Origin of the sequence: Paenibacillus sp. PastF-3, assembly GCF_029893135.1 — a bacterium.
Lineage (GTDB): Bacteria > Bacillota > Bacilli > Paenibacillales > Paenibacillaceae > Paenibacillus_AQ > Paenibacillus_AQ nitricinens.
In genome coordinates, this window is record NZ_JARXWM010000003.1 from 197,278 (window position 1) to 215,372 (window position 18,095).

General features: G+C 42.3%; 15 protein-coding genes. 5 read left to right on the forward strand and 10 right to left on the reverse strand.

Annotated features, from left to right (window positions below; all coding sequences use genetic code 11):
* Positions 1–531 (reverse strand): hypothetical protein, encoded by a 531-nt coding sequence (locus M2444_RS08165; RefSeq protein WP_280786689.1) that lies wholly within the window; start codon positions 529–531, stop codon positions 1–3.
* Positions 532–719: 188 nt separating this feature from the next.
* Between M2444_RS08165 and M2444_RS08170 the strand changes: the two genes are divergently transcribed.
* The gene (locus M2444_RS08170) at positions 720–938 is read left to right on the forward strand and encodes a hypothetical protein (RefSeq protein WP_094872846.1); all 219 of its coding nucleotides are present in this window, start codon (positions 720–722) and stop codon (positions 936–938) included.
* 88 nt (positions 939–1,026) lie between these two features.
* Here M2444_RS08170 and M2444_RS08175 read toward each other — a convergent pair whose 3' ends face one another.
* Complete coding sequence (locus M2444_RS08175) at positions 1,027–2,040, reverse strand: Gfo/Idh/MocA family protein (RefSeq protein ID WP_094877924.1); 1,014 nt, start codon at positions 2,038–2,040, stop codon at positions 1,027–1,029.
* On the reverse strand, positions 2,034–2,912 hold the full coding sequence (locus tag M2444_RS08180) for a sugar phosphate isomerase/epimerase family protein (RefSeq protein ID WP_094877925.1): 879 nt from the start codon (positions 2,910–2,912) through the stop codon (positions 2,034–2,036). Before M2444_RS08180 ends, M2444_RS08175 begins: the two co-directional genes overlap by 7 nt.
* Positions 2,913–3,084: 172 nt before the next feature.
* On the opposite strand from M2444_RS08180, the gene M2444_RS08185 reads away from it, so the two are divergent.
* Positions 3,085–3,990, forward strand: coding sequence for an AraC family transcriptional regulator (locus M2444_RS08185; RefSeq protein ID WP_094877926.1), 906 nt, complete (start codon positions 3,085–3,087; stop codon positions 3,988–3,990).
* 313 nt (positions 3,991–4,303) lie between these two features.
* Here M2444_RS08185 and gnpA read toward each other — a convergent pair whose 3' ends face one another.
* From gnpA to M2444_RS08205, 4 genes are all read right to left on the reverse strand, one after another.
* Positions 4,304–6,472 (reverse strand): 1,3-beta-galactosyl-N-acetylhexosamine phosphorylase, encoded by a 2,169-nt coding sequence (gnpA, locus tag M2444_RS08190; RefSeq protein ID WP_280786690.1) that lies wholly within the window; start codon positions 6,470–6,472, stop codon positions 4,304–4,306.
* Between the two features lie 26 nt (positions 6,473–6,498).
* Positions 6,499–7,353, reverse strand: coding sequence for a carbohydrate ABC transporter permease (locus tag M2444_RS08195; protein ID WP_280786691.1), 855 nt, complete (start codon positions 7,351–7,353; stop codon positions 6,499–6,501).
* Positions 7,354–7,362: 9 nt separating this feature from the next.
* The gene (locus M2444_RS08200) at positions 7,363–8,304 is read right to left on the reverse strand and encodes a carbohydrate ABC transporter permease (protein ID WP_218832793.1); all 942 of its coding nucleotides are present in this window, start codon (positions 8,302–8,304) and stop codon (positions 7,363–7,365) included.
* A 90-nt stretch (positions 8,305–8,394) separates the two neighbouring features.
* On the reverse strand, positions 8,395–9,873 hold the full coding sequence (locus M2444_RS08205) for a carbohydrate ABC transporter substrate-binding protein (protein ID WP_280786692.1): 1,479 nt from the start codon (positions 9,871–9,873) through the stop codon (positions 8,395–8,397).
* Positions 9,874–10,304: 431 nt separating this feature from the next.
* On the opposite strand from M2444_RS08205, the gene M2444_RS08210 reads away from it, so the two are divergent.
* Together M2444_RS08210 and M2444_RS08215 are read left to right on the forward strand one after the other, a co-directional pair.
* Positions 10,305–11,993 (forward strand): sensor histidine kinase, encoded by a 1,689-nt coding sequence (locus tag M2444_RS08210; RefSeq protein ID WP_280786693.1) that lies wholly within the window; start codon positions 10,305–10,307, stop codon positions 11,991–11,993.
* A gap of 14 nt (positions 11,994–12,007) precedes the next feature.
* Positions 12,008–13,615 (forward strand): response regulator transcription factor, encoded by a 1,608-nt coding sequence (locus M2444_RS08215; RefSeq protein ID WP_256989961.1) that lies wholly within the window; start codon positions 12,008–12,010, stop codon positions 13,613–13,615.
* A 62-nt stretch (positions 13,616–13,677) separates the two neighbouring features.
* Here M2444_RS08215 and M2444_RS08220 read toward each other — a convergent pair whose 3' ends face one another.
* Together M2444_RS08220 and M2444_RS08225 are read right to left on the reverse strand one after the other, a co-directional pair.
* Positions 13,678–14,220, reverse strand: a complete 543-nt coding sequence (locus tag M2444_RS08220) for a DinB family protein (RefSeq protein ID WP_094872901.1) — start codon at positions 14,218–14,220, stop codon at positions 13,678–13,680.
* A gap of 67 nt (positions 14,221–14,287) precedes the next feature.
* Positions 14,288–15,235: a helix-turn-helix transcriptional regulator gene (locus tag M2444_RS08225; RefSeq protein ID WP_280786694.1), complete on the reverse strand. Its 948-nt coding sequence runs from the start codon at positions 15,233–15,235 to the stop codon at positions 14,288–14,290.
* A gap of 141 nt (positions 15,236–15,376) precedes the next feature.
* On the opposite strand from M2444_RS08225, the gene M2444_RS08230 reads away from it, so the two are divergent.
* Positions 15,377–16,567, forward strand: coding sequence for a coenzyme F420-0:L-glutamate ligase (locus M2444_RS08230; RefSeq protein ID WP_280786695.1), 1,191 nt, complete (start codon positions 15,377–15,379; stop codon positions 16,565–16,567).
* A gap of 375 nt (positions 16,568–16,942) precedes the next feature.
* On the opposite strand, the gene M2444_RS08235 is transcribed toward M2444_RS08230, so the two are convergent.
* The gene (locus M2444_RS08235) at positions 16,943–18,082 is read right to left on the reverse strand and encodes a 5-methyltetrahydropteroyltriglutamate--homocysteine S-methyltransferase (RefSeq protein WP_094877933.1); all 1,140 of its coding nucleotides are present in this window, start codon (positions 18,080–18,082) and stop codon (positions 16,943–16,945) included.
* Between the last annotated feature and the right edge of the window lie 13 nt (positions 18,083–18,095).

Below are 18,095 nucleotides of genomic sequence, written 5' to 3' on the forward strand. Positions count from 1 at the left end.
TTAATTAATTAGCACCTTCACCTGTTCTAAGCTTTGCTCTGCACGACTGTTCAAAGCTCTCTTATCTTTAAGGCCAAGCTCCTTAAGCTCATGTCCAGGGTCAATGACCATCGGCTGTGAAATTACATTTTCGAGGATTTGTACAGCAACTTTGCAGGCCCCAAATAACAGCTCCTTTGAGATCACTTGTTTATGGGAGCCAATAATTCCAACCAGTTTCTCTGTGTAGATCAATCTAACCAGGCTATCCGCACTCATCATATTCCTCGAGGCAAAAGAAGATACCCTCTCCACAATCCAGCTATCTTGATAGTTTCTCGATAAAGCTTCTAGTGCATTAATTGCATCCCAATCTCGGATCGACAACTGCCCGGCGTACGCCAAGGCCATTTCATTGAGCCATTCTATCTCTTGTTCTCTAGGAATTTCAAAACTCTTATATTCCTTAAGGAAACCTGCCTTATGCATATCCAAAAAATGACCCAGAAATTGTGTGTATAACTCCTTGGCTCTTTGTAGCTGTTCTGTCATTTGGCGATCATCCTTTCACTACATAAATCATATCCGTCCGCAGGTTTCTTTTCAAACCAGACCAAATTTCGCATATTTTTGACCCAAATCAAGTAATCCCTCCTCAAAATCATCCGCAAATCGTGGTAAAATAGTTCCTTAGGATTATTTATATTCATAATGTTGAAGATATCACCGGAGGGAATACCATGCCACATACACTTAATAAAAACATTGATTTTTTTATAGCCGCTTTATCCCAAACTTATATCACTGCCCTGCAGCTTGATCCTGATGGTATGTATTCTGAGGTAGCCTCAGGAATTGTTGAACAGTTCTCCGATAAACAAGTACGGCTAAGAAGATATGACGGCTCTGTATCACACTATGCTAGGGACAATACAAAATTCCAGCGCAATAAAGGTTAGGCGAGAATGCATGCCAAAAAGACGTGACTGGAGAAATCATCTACAATGATCTTTCCTTCAGTCACGCCTATGCTTACTCTATATCCTGCTAGTTAAGTATAATCCATTCCCCTTCGGCATTCGCTGACTGTACTTCCGCCTCTATGATTTCCAAAGATTCGGCTGCACTTTCCGGCGTACAAATGACAATAGGCTTATCTTGAATAATCGCATTCAGGAAATAGACCAGCTCTCTATAGTAACCCGCATCCGGCGAAAGCTCCACCATAAAGCCTGCTCCATTATTAGGATTCACCTTGACTTCACTACCATCAAATACAACATTTCCTCGCTCGAAGTTAACCCTGTACCCCATGTAGAAACCAAAGTCGCCCTCCAGCGTCCAGTCCACCTGAGCATTGATCACCTTTGCGTCCTTATAAAAATAGTGTGTAGAAGCTATGTCATAGCCACTTCCCGGCAGAACGTTCCGTCCTAAGGTCGATACTTTGTCCGGTCTGCCGAACAGATAGTTAATCATATCCGTATCGTGAATATGCATATCCACAATGCATCCACCGCTTAGCTTCTCATCCAGAAACCAATCTTTAGGAGCCCCTGAACCACGGTAGAAATACCCTTCCGTCACTTTACCAAATTGCTCAGTTTCCACAACTTCTTTCAAATACTCATACCCTGGCCAAAAACGAAGGCACTGTCCGATCATCAATTTCTTTCCACTGCGCTCCGCTGCTTCTACCATTTTCTGCGCTTCTACTGAAGTTCTAGCCATCGGCTTCTCACAAAAGACATGATATCCTCGTTCCAGCAGCGAACAAGCCATTTCAGCATGCAGGTAAGTAGGAACTGCAATATCGATCATATCCAGTTCCTCATTCGCTATCATTTTCTCCAGATCATCATAGAGACTGTAAGCTGTTAAATCATACACTTCCCGAGCGGTACTCATATTGCCGTCCGCCTTACCATCTTTTAATTCCTCAATTCGCAAATCACAGATAGCTTTCAGGGCGATGGGATGTCCCTCTTCCGTTAAGCGAACATAATTATCAAAATGCATCCGGCCCATAAATCCAAAACCAATCAAACCTATTCTTAACATAGTGAAGCCTCCCCCGCTAAAGCTTTGAAAGTGGTACGTCCGAGAATGGCATCCATAGCTGCAGAAGTATTGAAAATAATTTGCTCCGTATAATGTGTGTATGAAGGTATCATTTCACCGGTAACATAATTGTTGTATCCAATATCTTCAAGCGCTTTCATAACTGCTGGATAATCCACATCCCCGGCGAGCAGATCAACAAATCCGTGAAGCCCACCAGCCGTCCGACGGTAATCCTTGAAATGCACCTTCTTGATTCTATGGCCTAGAATCCGTATCCATTGCTCTGGATAACCGGAATGCACGATATTCCCAACATCAAGATAGGAACCTACATAACTGGAACCGACCGTATCAATAAAAGTACGTAATTCAAGCGGAGACAGCAAGAATTTATTCCACACATTTTCGAGACCAATAGAAACGCCCGCTTGCTCAGCATCCTTGGCTAAATGACTAATCGCTTCCAGTGCTCTATCATAAGCTTTTTCATAATCAACAACCTCACAGCCCTCGATGAAATCCACACCAACAGCGCCAGGGATGACAAGAATCGTATCTACACCAAGCGCAGCCGCCAGCTCCAGTTGCTTTTTGCATACGTCGATTGCCTTGGTTCGATTCGCTTCAGATTCACTAGTCATCGCATAAGACCAATATAGCCCTGTTGCCAATCCTGCGATCTCTAGACCTGTTTCATGAATGGAATCACGAAGAATACGCGCCTCCTTCTCAGTGGTTTGCAGACCAAGCTCACCTGACTCGTTCAAGGACAGCTCGATCCCTTCAAATCCAGCAGCTTTGGCTAGACGTACACATTCTTTAATTTCTGTTCCTTCGCGAAACGACCAGATGTTTATTCCCTTTTTCATTTGAGCCCTCCTCAAATTTGTTGTTTTCCGTTTTTGACTCCCTAGACTTAGATGTACTTCTATCCTTTATTTATTTATATTATAATAGATTCAAAGTTCGATTTATTTAGGAAAAAAAGAGACTTTTTGCATTATTCCGATATGTTCTATTAAACATCAAGGAGGCAGTGCCATGTCTGACAAAGATCCCTCTTATCCACTTAGAAAACAGGTGCCCTCTCGTGATTGGTCACCCGGAATTCACTATGCACAATTGCAGACCCTTCCTCCTTGCACCTTTCCAAGAAGAAGGCTATATGACTACGAGTTACTCTATGTTCGCCAGGGCAAATTATTAACAAAGATGGATACGGTGGAATACGTACTGAACGCTGGGCAGCTAATCTTTCTCTCAGCTGGGGTATATCATCAGAATGCGATCCTGTCGGATTCTGACACCAAGCTTATTGGTATCCATTTTGATTTCTTTGGGGAATCCATTATTACACATGAGGAAGATATGGTAGTTAATGAGGAAGAAGTAATGGACGATAAATTCGCCTTTGAAGCCGTGACCGCTCCTTTCATGCCATTGTCACAAGAACCGATCTACTCTCCGCCTCCCGAATGTGTTCATGCCATGGAACAACTCGTTCATGAATTCACCATGCGGCCTGCCGGCTATGAGTGGGTCTGTAGAGGGCTACTACTCGGCATTCTGACTTCGCTGCTTCGAACGCAAAACTCCCGGGATGCTGCTAAATCTTCGGTTCACACCGAGCGGCTCAGAGCATTAATCGATGAGATAGAAGAGCGGTTAGCAGAACGCTGGACCAATAAATCCATGGCCACATCCATGAATATGCATGAGGACCACTTTGCCAAACTCTTTCGTGAGGTCGCAGGTATGCCCCCCGGGGAATACCTCCGCTCGATCCGGCATAGGGAAGCGCGTAAGCTGCTGCGGGAAACGGATTGGCCGATTGAACGGGTGGGCGATCAGGTCGGTTATCCCGATATCCATTATTTCAGCAGGGTGTTCACGGCGAATGAGGGGATTTCTCCGCGGGCGTATCGTAAGTTGTCCCGGATTCTCTAGATACGGAAACCCCAGAACATCTCAATCCAAGTAAGAAGAACTCGCCAAAAACATTGCGGTTGATGGATTCATGCTTATGCTTAAAAAGCAAAAGCCCCCTTCCCTGAAAAATCGAAGAAGGGGGATTCCTTTAATTGCTATCGAATCAGCTAAACTTTAGGGAGGTTTTCCCTGATTAGTAGTCTAATGACCAAAAATCCCGGACTTTCAGGGAGAAATTCCCCAATTACTCTATCGAAGCGGTACAATTCAGGAAATTTGGAGACAACAGCGGCCGGAAGTCCAAATATTCTCCGTAGTTACGACGGACTCCTTAAATGTATGCCCTCATAGAATTCATATCCAGCCACACACTTTCCATTCCGTTCAATTCCAGCTCCAGTCTCATATCATTCTCCATCAGGATCGTCGTTTTCTGGGTCTCCGCTGTGTTATTCACTGCACAAAAGCGCCCAGTCTCAGGGTAGGCATGACACTCTACATTCGGATTCACTGAGAACCAAGAATACAATTGATTCTCTTGATGTGCAGCCCAAAAGATCGCCCGGCTCAATAATCTAGTATTCTGGATACTATACGGCAGCCCTGCAATATAAACGCCTCGACCGTCCCCAACTGAATTCACAGCAAGATTGCAGCTTTTGTCCTGCACATCCAATATTTCAGCGCCAGTCTCTGCTTGATAGATCATGGTCATCCCTTCACCATAATCGATGTCGCCTTCCAAATCTTCCGTAATGAAATGCTCCTTTACTGGCGTTACCTTAGGCTTATTAACGCTTGCTGTAAAACCCATTTCCTTTTGAACACCTAAAATATCTGCCAGTTGAAAGAGACCCCCTTGATGCTCATAAGCCGTTGGATCACCAATTCCAATAAAGCCGCCGCCTTGATGCACCCATTCGCGAAGCGTTACCACCACTTTCGGGTCGCTCCAGTGATCGTCACCGCTCCAAGAAGTATGAACATCACCCGCATTAATAATCACACCGATACTAGGATCAATCCCGTGTTGCCGAATATCATCAAAGCTTATAAATTCAATGTCGAAAGGCAGTCCTGCGAGCGATTCCAGTGCCCCTATGTAGGAATAACATCTTTGATTCCATAAAGAGTGAGCCACCTGATGTGTCTGCCAAGAACGGATGTAGCCCCAAGTATTAAGAATCGCCACTTTAAACGAAGCTTTATATGGCTGAGTCCCTTCAGCATTTGCATGAATGCCTTTAAACTGAGCCGCGATCTCCGTCACATGATCAATGAAATTAGGGAATTGGTACGCCAGACTTAGATATCCGCCATACCCCATTCTTCCAACCGATTTACGCATAAGTGCCCGGCGACATTTTATCCAGATGGGCATGGACTCCCCAACAGGATCTCCACCTTCAAAGAATACATCTGGGAAAAAGTAAGGATAGAAACGGGCTTCAGTATCCTTAATCGGAATATCCGCGATCATACGGGTCGTAACCCCATCTCCGGCAGCCCCAACCACCGCATCTAGCCCAATCTCGGAAAAATATTTACCATAAGGCTCTGTGCCTGCCCAGTGATCCCCAAAGAACATAATCGCTTTCTTACCAAAATCATGTACCATATCAACACATTGTTTGGCATAACCTGCAATGAATTTCTGATTAAATTCCATCCAGTCCAAATACCTTGGTGTCGGATTCTTAAACGGTGTGTTATATCGTCCCTGATCCACAAAATCTTCCGCAGTCAGACGATATCCATAGGCTTGTTCAAACTGATCTAATGCTAATGGACTTACGCAGCTTAGATAGCCAAACCAATTAACTTGCTTCTCCTTACCTTCCTTATTAAAAATCAAGTCGAAATTATAAAAGAAGGTAGTAAAACGAACGATATCAGTCTTCGGATGCTTTGCTAGCCAATCTTTCAGCACCTTCAATACCTGCTCTTGAGCCTCGGGATAACGAACATCCAGTGGTAAGCGATGCTCTTCCGTCCAGTTATTCGTGATGTGATTGTACATAGAGACCGGTTCCCAAATCTGATAGGCCAAGAAACTGACGGTATATTTGTGAAACTGTTCCGCCTGCTCAAGCGTGACGATCCCCTCTGCGTAACTCCAATGTGCCGAAGGTACTATTTCTCCTGTGGTCCGGTTTACAACCTGCCAATATTTTTTAATATCTACATCTATGTTAGGAACAAATTGATCTGCAAAAAAATCTGCCATAATATCGATGGTGTTTACCTTCGATGTCACAATCAATGGTGCAGACATCAGATAAATCTGCTGTCTATACTGTGGATGCTGCTTTGCCCACTCGTTGTCCTCACGCACCAGACATAGCGTTGAATAGATTTGCAGACCCATATCAAGAATGTCCTGCGATAGACTCGTGCCATCACTGTCACGTACAGCATCTACGCCCCATCTCTCTACAAGATCAGCTATGACCTCTTCCATTCCTGTTTCACCAGGTAGTGTAAATCTTCCTTTATCCACACAAATTCCCTCCATGACTTTGTTGTTCAGCCCTTAATTCCGCCAGCGCTTATGCCTTGGAGCAATTGTTTTTGTCCTACCACATATAGGAGAATCGTTGGAATGAGTACCAAGATCAATGCGGCAAATAGTGCGCTCCAATCTGTAGCATACCTTTGAACCTCAAACAGATTGGCTAAGCCCACCGGTAATGTTTTTTTGCTATCCGTCTGAATTAGAACTAATGCCAGTGGATACTCATTCCAAAAGCCCATCGCTGCCAGCATACAGACCGTTACAATTCCTGGCTTAGCCAGTGGCGCAATGATTCTGACGAGTACCCCTGTATTCCCGCAACCGTCAATCTTAGCGGCTTCTTCATAATCTCTAGGGACAGATCGTAGAAATCCGCTCAACACAAAGATCGCAAAGGGAAACTGAAGGACCGCATAGATCAAACCGAGCATCCCGCGATTGTCCAGCATCCCGAAAGAATTCACTTGAATAAATAAAGGGACCATAATATAAGAAGCTTGAAGAAAGATACAGGCCATATAAATATTAAGAATCATTTTAGAACCCCAAAACTTAAATCTTGTTAATACATAAGCTATAGGGACCACAAAAATAACTAGAATCGCAGTTGAAAGCACCACTAGAAAGATAGAATTCAGGAAATAACTTCCCATCTTGGATTTCTGAAAAGCACGTACATAATTATCCAAGTGTAAGGATTGTGGAAAGGCAAAAGGATCGGTTAAAAATTCCGTGTTGCTCTTAAATGAGGCTAAAAGATTCCATACAAACGGATATAACAAAACAATGGTAGCCACAATCAGAAACAGCCGAGTGATCCAATTGATAATGTTCATTTTTATAAGACTCTGTTGATTACTATTCACCCTTCTCCCCTACCCTTCTGCTCGATTTGTAAGTAGTCTGGACAGAAAAGAAAGGGCAAAGGCAAAAGCAAGCGTAAAGATTGCGATCGCCATGGCATATCCAAAGTTCGCATTTTGGAAACCTTGCGTGTACATGTAATGGAGTAACACAGTAGTACCACCTGCCGGCCCACCGCCAGTCATGATAGTTACAACTATAAAGCTTAAATTGATCGTACCCGCCAGGGACAGCACGAAGGTTATACCAATGATTTCTTTTAACAGTGGGATCGTAATGCTGATAAGCTTCCGGAAATACCCCGCACCATCAATGGTCGCCGATTCGAACACATCCGCAGAAATCCCATCAATAGCAGCGATATACATCACCATATAGTAACCAACCGCCTGCCAGATCAGAGTGACCGCTACGCACCATAATGCAGTTCGGCTATCCCCAAGCCAAGTCATAGTCAGTTGATCCAGCCCAATACTTGAGAGAATATTGTTCAAGATTCCCATGTTCGGATGAAATACAAAGGACCATATGATCCCGACTACCGTCAAAGAGATAATGCTGGGGAAAAAGAATACCGTCCGGTAAAAGCCGCGCTCTTTCAGCTTCGTCTGCGTCAATAGAAAAGCAAGCACTAAGCCAAAGGCTAAGGTAACCACCGGCACGACCAGCATCAGCTTGAACGTATTACTAAGCGCTTTGAGGAACATCTCATCTTGGAACATATATTTATAGTTATCCAGAAAGATAAACTTGTTCTCATCACTCATCCCGGTTGCATCCGTAAAAGACATAACGAATGCCCGAAAGGTTGGAATGATCATAAATACGAGAGTCAACAGTAGCGCAGGAATGGTACATACGGCTATGAATAGCTTCGGATTTTTAGTTTTCGTTGACTTAGTCTTTATTTTTCTGTTTCTAGGAGCTACTTCCGTTAGTTGCATCTCAGACATCTTTCTCACTCCTCTTCATGCAAAATGCATCCTGTTCATAGATGTCCTTATCCATTCTTAACAGGATGCATTGGCATGAGATGCTATAAATTATTTACTAGCTGCTTTCTCTTTACGAATCTGTGCAAAAGCTTTTTCAACATTATCCATCCATTGGTCAGTGGTCATTTGACCTGTCATGACTGGCGTCATCGTATTTTTGAACATTTCAGTCACTACACTAACCTTGGAGCCCTTCGGTAAGGATTGCCAGCCTTGCAGAATTGAAATGGAACCATTATAAGCCTCAAACATGTCATATACACCTTTGGTCAAGTATGGCTTCGACAGCTCCTTCGCACCGTTAAGTGCATACGCACCATTAGCTTTTTCCGCGAATAATTTAACGGACTCATCCGTATACAGGAACTTCAAGAATTCTTTAGCCAGCTCTGGATTTTTAGCTTTTGCTGGAATGGAGAATTGCTCATAGCTGGAAAGCACGTACTTCTGATCCCCTTTATTAAATACAGGCACAGTCGTCATCCCAAATTCAAAGCCATTCTCTCTAGGCGAATCCTTCATTTCATTTTCCATCCAGTTGCCGTTTACGATAAACAACGCTTTCCCCATCATCATATCGGTCTGCGATTGGGTATGATTCAGGGCAACCGTACCATCCATCAGATATCCGTCTTTAGATATTTTGTAGAATATATCCAATACTTTTTTGATCGTGTCGTTCTTAAATGATCCTTCCTCATAAGCAAATACTTTATCTAACGTTTCTTTACCACCCGCACTAGCAATGGCAGGATACAGGATTTCTTCCAAATAGTCCGGATAGATGCCTTGGTAAGTGAACAAGGCTCTTTTCGTTTTCGTTCCATCTGCATTGACCAAGAAGTTCTCTTCTTTTTTCAGCTCATCGCCTAAAGCAAAGAACTCATCCCAAGTCTCAGGAACACTCCAGCCTTTTTCCGCGAACAATGTTTTGTTGTAAATCAAGCCCATCGGTCCAGCGTTAAAAGGTGCCAGATAGATCTTCCCGTCTTGATACGGCTGAAATCTTGTGCTGTCCAGCATTCCTGGAAGAATCATATCCTTTAGCGTCTCATCTTTATCTAATGCTTTGCTTTCGAATACATCACTGATATCTAGGAGTCCTTTTTCTTTAATGAGGGACAACATAATCCCACTTTGCTCTGTGTCCGTAACAGATAGGAAGTCAGGAGGATTACCGGCCACAATCTGTGGTCTGATCACTTCACCAACCTTAGGGTTGATCGTCATATTCACTTTTACCCCTGGATAAGTACTCTCGAATTTGCTGACAATTTCATTCCAATAATCGGCGCCATATCCTCCTTGGAATACAGCAATACTCAGTTCCTTGTTATCAAATTCCTTCTTAGCATCCTCTTTAGAAGTATCCTCAGCGTTCGTTGTACTTGTGGCTTGCGCGGTACTTGTAGCTTTTGTTGCATTCGAATCATTTGAAGCAGCAGGTTTATTCGTGCTATTCCCACAGCCAACCAACCCTACACCTAGCAGCGTAACCGCTAATAACGTACTCATCGTCTTTCTCATACACGCCCTCCTTAAGATGTTCTTGCTATCAATCCAATCACAGATTCAATATTGAAAACGCTTTATCTGATAACTTAAGTATAGAAGTGTTTACGTTTAATTTACATTTACAATACAAACGTACCTATGTATTATTTTATCCATCTATCATTCAGGTTTCAGATATACTTATTCATCAGACTCACATGACTTGTAAACTTAGCAGTTAAAGGAATGGATAATACTAACGATTCCATAGATTATTCTTGCTTTTCGCCCATGCATATATATTCCATTCTTCTTTTTATGTTAACTTGTAAGTAAAGGATATCGAATGGGAGGTCATCCACCTGAGTCATAACAAAGGGAATCGGCATTTTCCTAGTCCCCCACAAATCATAAGAAAAATTAAAATTCAAAATCGCTTAACCGTTATCTTCTTAATCGTTTCCGTGATTCCCATCATCTTTATAGGTTTCTATTCCTATACTATCTACTCCAAATCCATTAACAATAAATTAAGTAAATCTACCTTTCAGGCTTTGACACTGCTCAATCGAACGATGTTAAGCGAGCTTAATAACTATCAATATCTTGCCGGATCTGTTTCTACCAATCCTATTATTCAGGAGCGTTTAACGGCAGCACCTAATGAACCCGCTCCTAGCAATGCTACCATTAACCACGCTATGGATAATGTGTACAGAACCATTTATCCGGGATATGTTCAGAACGTTCGGATCATAGATTCCAAGAACGAACCGATCTATGAACTAGGCTATGATGGCATTCCCAATTCAAAATATGGGGAAATCATGAACCAGGTAGATCTGAATGCCCCTTATGACAGTCTTAATTATGTAAAAAGCTATCGTGCTTCCCATACGATTGTCCTGGGGCGTAAAATTTTTGATCAAGAAGACATTGGCGTTCCATTAGGTTATGTGTTTGTTTTTATCGGCGGGGAGTTATTCTCAAAAGTCATTCTTTCCAGTGTAGACTTAGGAACAGGTTCTAATCTGCTTATCATGAATAGAGAAGGAATAGTGATGTCCTCGAACCTTAAGAGTACAACACTTGGTGAAGCCTATGATAAAGGTCAACTTTTCAACCAAATCAAAGAACAAGAGTCACAGAAGAACCATTCCTTTCAAGGCTTAGTCAATGGCAAAATGCATCAGATCTCCTATATCAATAATAATCAATTAGGCTGGTACATGATTTCTACGGTTCCCTTCTCTTATATTAATTCTGAGACAAGTAAAATCACCACTGGACTCCTTATCGTTGTCAGCATCATTGTAGTCCTTTGTATCCTAATTATCATCGTCTTGTATAAAAGTATCCTGAAGCCTATCAAACAAATTATTGTCTTCTGTAATCAAATTTTTTATGGCAATTTATCCAATCGTATAGAAGATCACAGTAACGATGAGATGGGTGTTCTGGCTAATAGGATTAATAGTATGGTCAGTCGGATTGAGCAACTGATAGAGGATCAACAGAAAGATCAAAAGAGGCAGCGTTCGCTTGAATTACAAATGCTACAATCACAGATTAACCCTCATTTTTTATTCAACACTCTAAATTCCTTGCGATGGCTCGCAATGATTAACCAGGTTCCGGTGCTAAGTGATGGTATCTCCTCTCTCGCAGAATTACTGCGAAGTACCATCATCGATCAAGATGAGGAAATAACCATCAAACAGGAGCTTAATAATCTGGACAATTACTTTGCCATTCAAAAAATACGTTATGCTGATCGATTTGACGTTGAATATGATCTAGATGAATCGGTCTTAGATAGTCTGATCCCTAAACTTATTCTGCAGCCGATCGCTGAGAACGCTATCATCCATGGGGTTACGGATATTGGAGGAAAGGTTCTTATTCGCATTAAGGTTTACGCAAAAAATGAATACACACTTGTTATAGAAATCATTGATAACGGAAAAGGCTTTGACACGAAAAAATCGGAAAAGGCTGATACCCTGTCCGGTATCGGAATTTCTAATGTAGCCGATCGCATGAAGCTTCAATATGGTGAGAGCTACGGACTATTCATCACAAGCTTAGTGGGTCAAGGCACCTGTTGCCGCCTGATGATCCCCAAACAAACCTACGAAGAAGATAAGGGGTGATACTAGTGTATCCAATGTATAATGTAATGCTGGTGGATGATGAACCTATTGTAAAAGTCGCGCTCAGAACCATGATTCCGTGGGAAGAGCTTGGATATATGATCTGTGCTACAGCCTCTGACGGAATTGAAGCTTTAACCCTTGTCGAGAAATTTAATCCCCATATCATCATTACAGATCTCAAAATGCCTAATATGGATGGTTTGCAGCTGATAAAAGAACTGAATAACAGAGGGTTTGCAGGAAAAATCCTGGTGGCAAGTAACCACGGGGAGTATGAGTTGGTTCGCGAAGCATTAGTTCTTGGCGCTGTAGATTACATGCTTAAGATTAGTATGAAGACTGCGGACCTCATCCAGTTGCTGGAGAAATCCACGCACCTAATTCAAGAACAGCTTCAGTCCAAGCAGCAGCTAGAGACACAATCTCAGCTATTGCAACACAATTTAAAGAGTGTAAAAAATGCGATTTTAAAAGATTATTTTACCGACCCCTATTATGATATGAACCAGCTTGAACAGCAAGATTCTATAACACTCGCTTTTAGTGAAAATAGCTGCTATTTGTTCTACATTACCTTTGAGCAAAATAGCGCCAGCCCTAGCGAACGGAAAAATCAACTTTCGGTATCCTTCATTGAAAACATCATCTTAGATATCCTGGAAACCGTAGATCAATTCGAAATTATTCAGCTTGAATCGAATGCATTGTTGCTGCTAATCTCCACTGATACCTTAGATAATCAGCAAATTATCCGTACCGACTTTATCCATAGAGTCATCCAGTTGATCAAAATGTATATTTCCATTACCCCTACCATTGTTTATTCCCAGCCCATTAGAGGATACGCTGAGGCGAAAGTAATGCTAGAGCGATGTAAAGAATCCTTGGAAATCCAATTTTACAACGATATAACGATTATTGATCCCGAGATTGTCCATTTAAATGATACGCTCGATTTCGAAAACGTTCATGAGTTCTCTACAAATTTAATACAGGCCTGGAAACGCTCCGGCGTTGAAGCCGTTAATCAAGCCATTCATAATTTCCTTGAGACCTGCAGATCGAAACAAATAAAGCCGGCTGAAGCCAAAACATTCATCGTCAATTGTCTGCACTATCTTCCATTATGCGATGCTCACATTATCGTTGAAGATCCAAAGCTTTTGAAAACAACTATTGAGAATATTGCAAATAGTAAGCGAAGTGCTGAGATTCTAACGCAGATGGAGCTTTTATTTCAATTATTCACCCATCAAAAACAACAGATTGTGACTACCCATAATAGGGATGTTAAACAAACCATTGATTACATCAATGCAAATTATCAGAAAAAGCTGACCTTATCTCTGATTGCCAAGCAGGTCAACTTAAGTGAGAACTATCTATCCCGAATCTTTAAAGAAGAAGTCGGGCAAAGTATCATCCATTACATTAATACTGTAAAAATGGAGAAGGCCGCAGAGTTAATTCTAAAGGGCAACCCTTATGTCAAAGAGATTTCCACGCAAATCGGTATACATGATCAATTTTATTTCACCAGACTTTTCAAGAAGCATTTTGGTGTTAATCCGAGTGAATATAAAGATTATGTTCAAGCGACGCTTGGCTCAGGAAATTAAAGATCATTTCTTTTACGACGAAAGGCCATTGCTGTAGATCAGCAATGGCCTCTTTTTTTGGTTTACATCACTTTCCGAAACAATTCCTTGTTTAATCGCTCCAGCTGCAGAAGATGATGACGATAGTGCATTTCAATAAGCAGGAACCATTCCTCCGCGCATAGTCCACCGAATCGCGGATGAGATACGGTATTAAGTTTGGACGCTTTTTCAAGAGACGGTTCGACCTCTCTCATTCTTTGGATGACTGATTGTAACCCTTGAATTAATTGTTCTTTGCTCTCCGGCTGCTCCGGTGTATATTGGGCAGAAGGCGGAACCTGAATACGAATGGGTGGAAAGCTTCCTTGTGCAAATATAGCCGCACCATCCTCGGTTTTCCCTACATGAGATATTAAGGGATCTTGGCTTGGCGCCAGACATTGATCAATATTACGAAGCTGCATATACAGTGCCGAGTTAATGAGATGTTGAACCATCTGTCCGATGGACCACTCGTTTTCACTTGGCTTTTGCTTCAGCTGTTCCAGATTGAATCGCTCTAATTCATGAATATAGTATGTCGCAGTTTCTTCAAAACGTTGTAAGGCTTCTTTAGTTGTAATCATCATATTTCAGCTCCTCTAGTCATTAATTATCCAAGTATACAAAAACGCTACTGACAGCGTTATGTCAGTAGCGTTTTAACATTATTTCCAGCTCGTTTCTAACTTGATGGCGAAAAGATTCCGGCTCTAGCACAACCATGCCGCCTCCCCAGCCCAGCACCCATTGCAGCAATTCCGCTGGCTCTCGAACTCGAAAAGTAAACAGTAAGCCTTCCGCATGCTCCTCTATAGTTTCAATATAGAAATTGTTCGATTCCCTTACCCTATCGGCTATGTCCGAATGGACTAAGATAAGCACATGAACGTTGCGATCATCAGGAGGCTGGTATACCTCCAATTGGAAATCCGCTGGCAGTATGAATTTATCTTCCAGATCCATAAGCTCCCTCATTCGGGATAACCGGAAATGACGGATGCCTTGACGCAATTCACACCAAGCGACGAGTACCCATGATCCTTGATGAAGCACAAGTCCGTAAGGAGCAACCGTACGAATACTTTGACGGTTCCCATCGGCTTCGGCGATTCTTTTGGAATAACGAAATCTTATTTTCCTTTTCTCCATTATCGCTCGACGAATGGCTTCCAGACATGCCTTTTCTTGTATTGGTGCTATATCTGCTGCGGATGCAAATAAACGAAAACTTTTGCGGATCTGTGACGCTTCACTGCGGATGGCTTCTGGAAGGATAGCTTCTATCTTTGCTTTAGAGCTTCTAGCCTTATTGCTATAGTGGGCATCAAACCACTGCTCGATAAAGTCAGTCCCGATAAGCAATGTCACTGCTTCGTCCAGCGTGAAACTAACGGGTGGCAGGAAATACCCCTCGATTAAGGAGTAGCCCTGCCCTGGCGCTCCTATTATGGATACGCCCGCTTCACTCAGTGCCTGAATATCCCGATAGATAGTTCTCACACTCGTTTCAAACGTAGCCGCCAAATCCTCCGCCCGTAACATTTTATTTCGCTGCAGTTCAAGCACTATAGCTAACAATCGATCCATTTTGTTCATACGGCGCTCCCTCTATAAATCCTTTTTATATTAGATATCACAAACATTAATTTCACTTATATCGCTTAAAAGGGTATAGTAATATAGGATAAAAACCATTACTTATATAGAGAGTATACCCTTATAAGAGGAGAGATTGTATTGGAAAGAGTAGTTGGAACAGTGGTGCGCGGACTTCGCGGACCCATCATTAACAATGGGGATAACATAGAAGAAATCGTAGTTGAGACCGTATTGAATGCTGCAACAATCGAGGGTTTTAAGATAGAGGATCGCGACATTGTAACCGTAACAGAATCCATTGTGGCTCGGGCACAAGGAAACTATGCGACCATTGATAATATTGCTGCTGATATTAAAACAAAATTCGGTGAAGAGACTGTGGGTGTCATTTTCCCTATTCTTAGCCGTAACCGGTTTGCTAACTGCTTGCGTGGAATTGCCAAAGGGGCACAAAAAGTAGTCTTAATGTTAAGCTATCCATCGGATGAAGTAGGCAACCATCTTGTAGACATCGACGAATTAGATGCTAAGGGTGTCAATCCATGGACGGATGTATTAACTGAGGCTCAGTTCCGTGAACATTTCGGCTATATTAAGCACCCATTCACAGGTGTTGACTATATCGAATATTATAAAAGCTTAATTGAAGCTGAAGGTGTGGCTTGTGAAGTCATCTTCTCCAACAATCCGAAAACCATTTTAAACTACACAAAAAATGTATTAACTTGTGATATTCACACACGGTTCAGAACCAAACGAATTCTCATGAGCAATGGTGCTGAAAAAGTATTTGGTCTGGATGATGTTCTTACACAATCCATCGATGGCAGCGGCTTTAACGAAGCTTATGGTCTGCTTGGCTCTAATAAAGCAACAGAAGAAAGCGTAAAGCTATTCCCTAATAACTGCCAACCTATCGTAGATGGTATCCAAGCAAAAATTAAAGAAATTACAGGTAAAACTGTAGAAGTAATGGTCTATGGCGATGGTGCATTCAAAGATCCGGTCGGTAAAATATGGGAACTGGCAGATCCAGTTGTATCCCCTGCCTATACTGCAGGACTTGATGGAACGCCAAATGAGGTGAAATTGAAATATTTGGCCGATAACAACTTCTCTCATCTTCGTGGTGAAGAGCTGAAACAAGCCATTTCTAAATATATCCAGAATAAAAATGAGGATCTGGTTGGTGCGATGGAAGCCCAAGGGACTACACCTCGTAGATTAACGGACCTGATTGGTTCATTATCTGATTTGACTTCTGGTAGTGGAGACAAAGGAACACCAATGATTTATATTCAAGGTTACTTCGATAACTATACAAAATAATATAAGTACAAAAAAGGGAGCCTCTTAACGAGAGCTCCCTTTTTTGTACTTTGCGTTTTATAGATTAGGGAATTTCTCCCTAAAATTCAGAGATATTTGATCATTAGGCTGACAATTAGGGAATTCCTCCCTATAATTCAACTGATTTGGTCGTGAATTTAGTTATCCCCCGATTTTTAGGGAGGAATTCCCTGATTCGATTCATTTAGAGGAATGATCGGCTTTTATTAGGGAGATTTTCCCTAATCTAGTCACTGGTATAGATAGAACTAGCCAAGTATATCGATGCACTCGCTTTAAATCAAAATAAACCTTAAGCCGAGTCGGATGAATATCCGTGCGGTTTAAGGTGTTTTTTTAACTTTTTACTTATCCTTAATTCCAGATCTCTTCCGCAATCTCTTTAATATACGCAAGCTTGCGCCATTGCTGCTCCTCTGTCAGGTGGTTACCTTCTTCCGTAGAAGCGAATCCGCATTGCGGGCTCAGGCAAATCCGGTCCAGATCAACATATTGCTTTGCTTCTTCAATACGCTTCAGGATATCTTCCTTGCTCTCCAGCTCACCAAATTTGGAAGAGAACAGACCAAGCACGACCTGTTGATTGTCTTTTAGGAAGCGCAAAGGTTTGAAATCGCCCGCCCGTTCCGTATCAAACTCCAGATAGTAACCTGAGTAGTTATTGATGTTCAGAAGTGTTTGCGCGATAGGTTCATAACCTCCGCCTACTCCAGCATAAGTAGAAACATAATTGCCTCGGCATACATGTGTCGTTACAACCAGATCTTCCGGCAGACCGGATACTACTTCTTCGTTCAACTTCGCAAGCTCGTTCGCATATTCAGCTACATTCACACCAACCTGATTCATAAATGCTATAAACTGTTCGTCGCACAGAGCTCCCCACGTGCAATCGTCGATTTGAATGCTGCGGCAGCCCGCTGCATAAAAGGCAAGAATTGATGCTTTATACGCTTTGGCAATATCCGAAATTAGCTCTTCACGATTCGGGTATAATTCATTCGTGCTTTCCTTATTTTCTGCCCGATCCAGCTCAAACAGGAATTGCGCAGCTGCAGGAATCGATTGACGCGCAACAACGCCCTCGCCTGCAGCGCCTTTTAAGAATTCATAATGCGCTACAAAAGGGTGGCTGCTGTAGCTTATTTTCCCGGTCAATCGGGCTGTTTCTGGTCTCGACTGCGCGCCGTTAAACTGGTAGCCTTGATCAATAATAGTCCGCTCTACACCATCAAATCCCCAGAAGAAATCGAGGTGCCACCAAGAACGGCGGAATTCGCCGTCAGTTACAGCTTGAAGGCCTACCTCTTTTTGCTTCTGCACTAGCTTAACGATTTCTTTATTTTCAATTTCCTTCAGCTGCTCAGCGGTAATTTCGCCGTTTTTGAATTTTGATCTAGCCTCTTTCAACGCTTGAGGGCGCAGGAAGCTGCCAACAATATCATATCGAAATGGAGTAACGGTTCGTTGTTTAGGTTCGGTTTGAGTGCTCATATATTAATCTCCT

Bases quoted from the DNA above. Each gene is read 5' to 3' on its own strand.
- M2444_RS08165 (WP_280786689.1), bottom strand. From the start codon at position 531: ATGACAGAACAGCTACAAAGAGCCAAGGAGTTATACACACAATTTCTG.
- M2444_RS08170 (WP_094872846.1), top strand. From the start codon at position 720: ATGCCACATACACTTAATAAAAACATTGATTTTTTTATAGCCGCTTTA.
- M2444_RS08175 (WP_094877924.1), bottom strand. From the start codon at position 2,040: ATGTTAAGAATAGGTTTGATTGGTTTTGGATTTATGGGCCGGATGCAT.
- M2444_RS08180 (WP_094877925.1), bottom strand. From the start codon at position 2,912: ATGAAAAAGGGAATAAACATCTGGTCGTTTCGCGAAGGAACAGAAATT.
- M2444_RS08185 (WP_094877926.1), top strand. From the start codon at position 3,085: ATGTCTGACAAAGATCCCTCTTATCCACTTAGAAAACAGGTGCCCTCT.
- M2444_RS08200 (WP_218832793.1), bottom strand. From the start codon at position 8,304: ATGTCTGAGATGCAACTAACGGAAGTAGCTCCTAGAAACAGAAAAATA.
- M2444_RS08205 (WP_280786692.1), bottom strand. From the start codon at position 9,873: ATGAGAAAGACGATGAGTACGTTATTAGCGGTTACGCTGCTAGGTGTA.
- M2444_RS08215 (WP_256989961.1), top strand. From the start codon at position 12,008: ATGTATAATGTAATGCTGGTGGATGATGAACCTATTGTAAAAGTCGCG.
- M2444_RS08225 (WP_280786694.1), bottom strand. From the start codon at position 15,235: ATGAACAAAATGGATCGATTGTTAGCTATAGTGCTTGAACTGCAGCGA.
- M2444_RS08235 (WP_094877933.1), bottom strand. From the start codon at position 18,082: ATGAGCACTCAAACCGAACCTAAACAACGAACCGTTACTCCATTTCGA.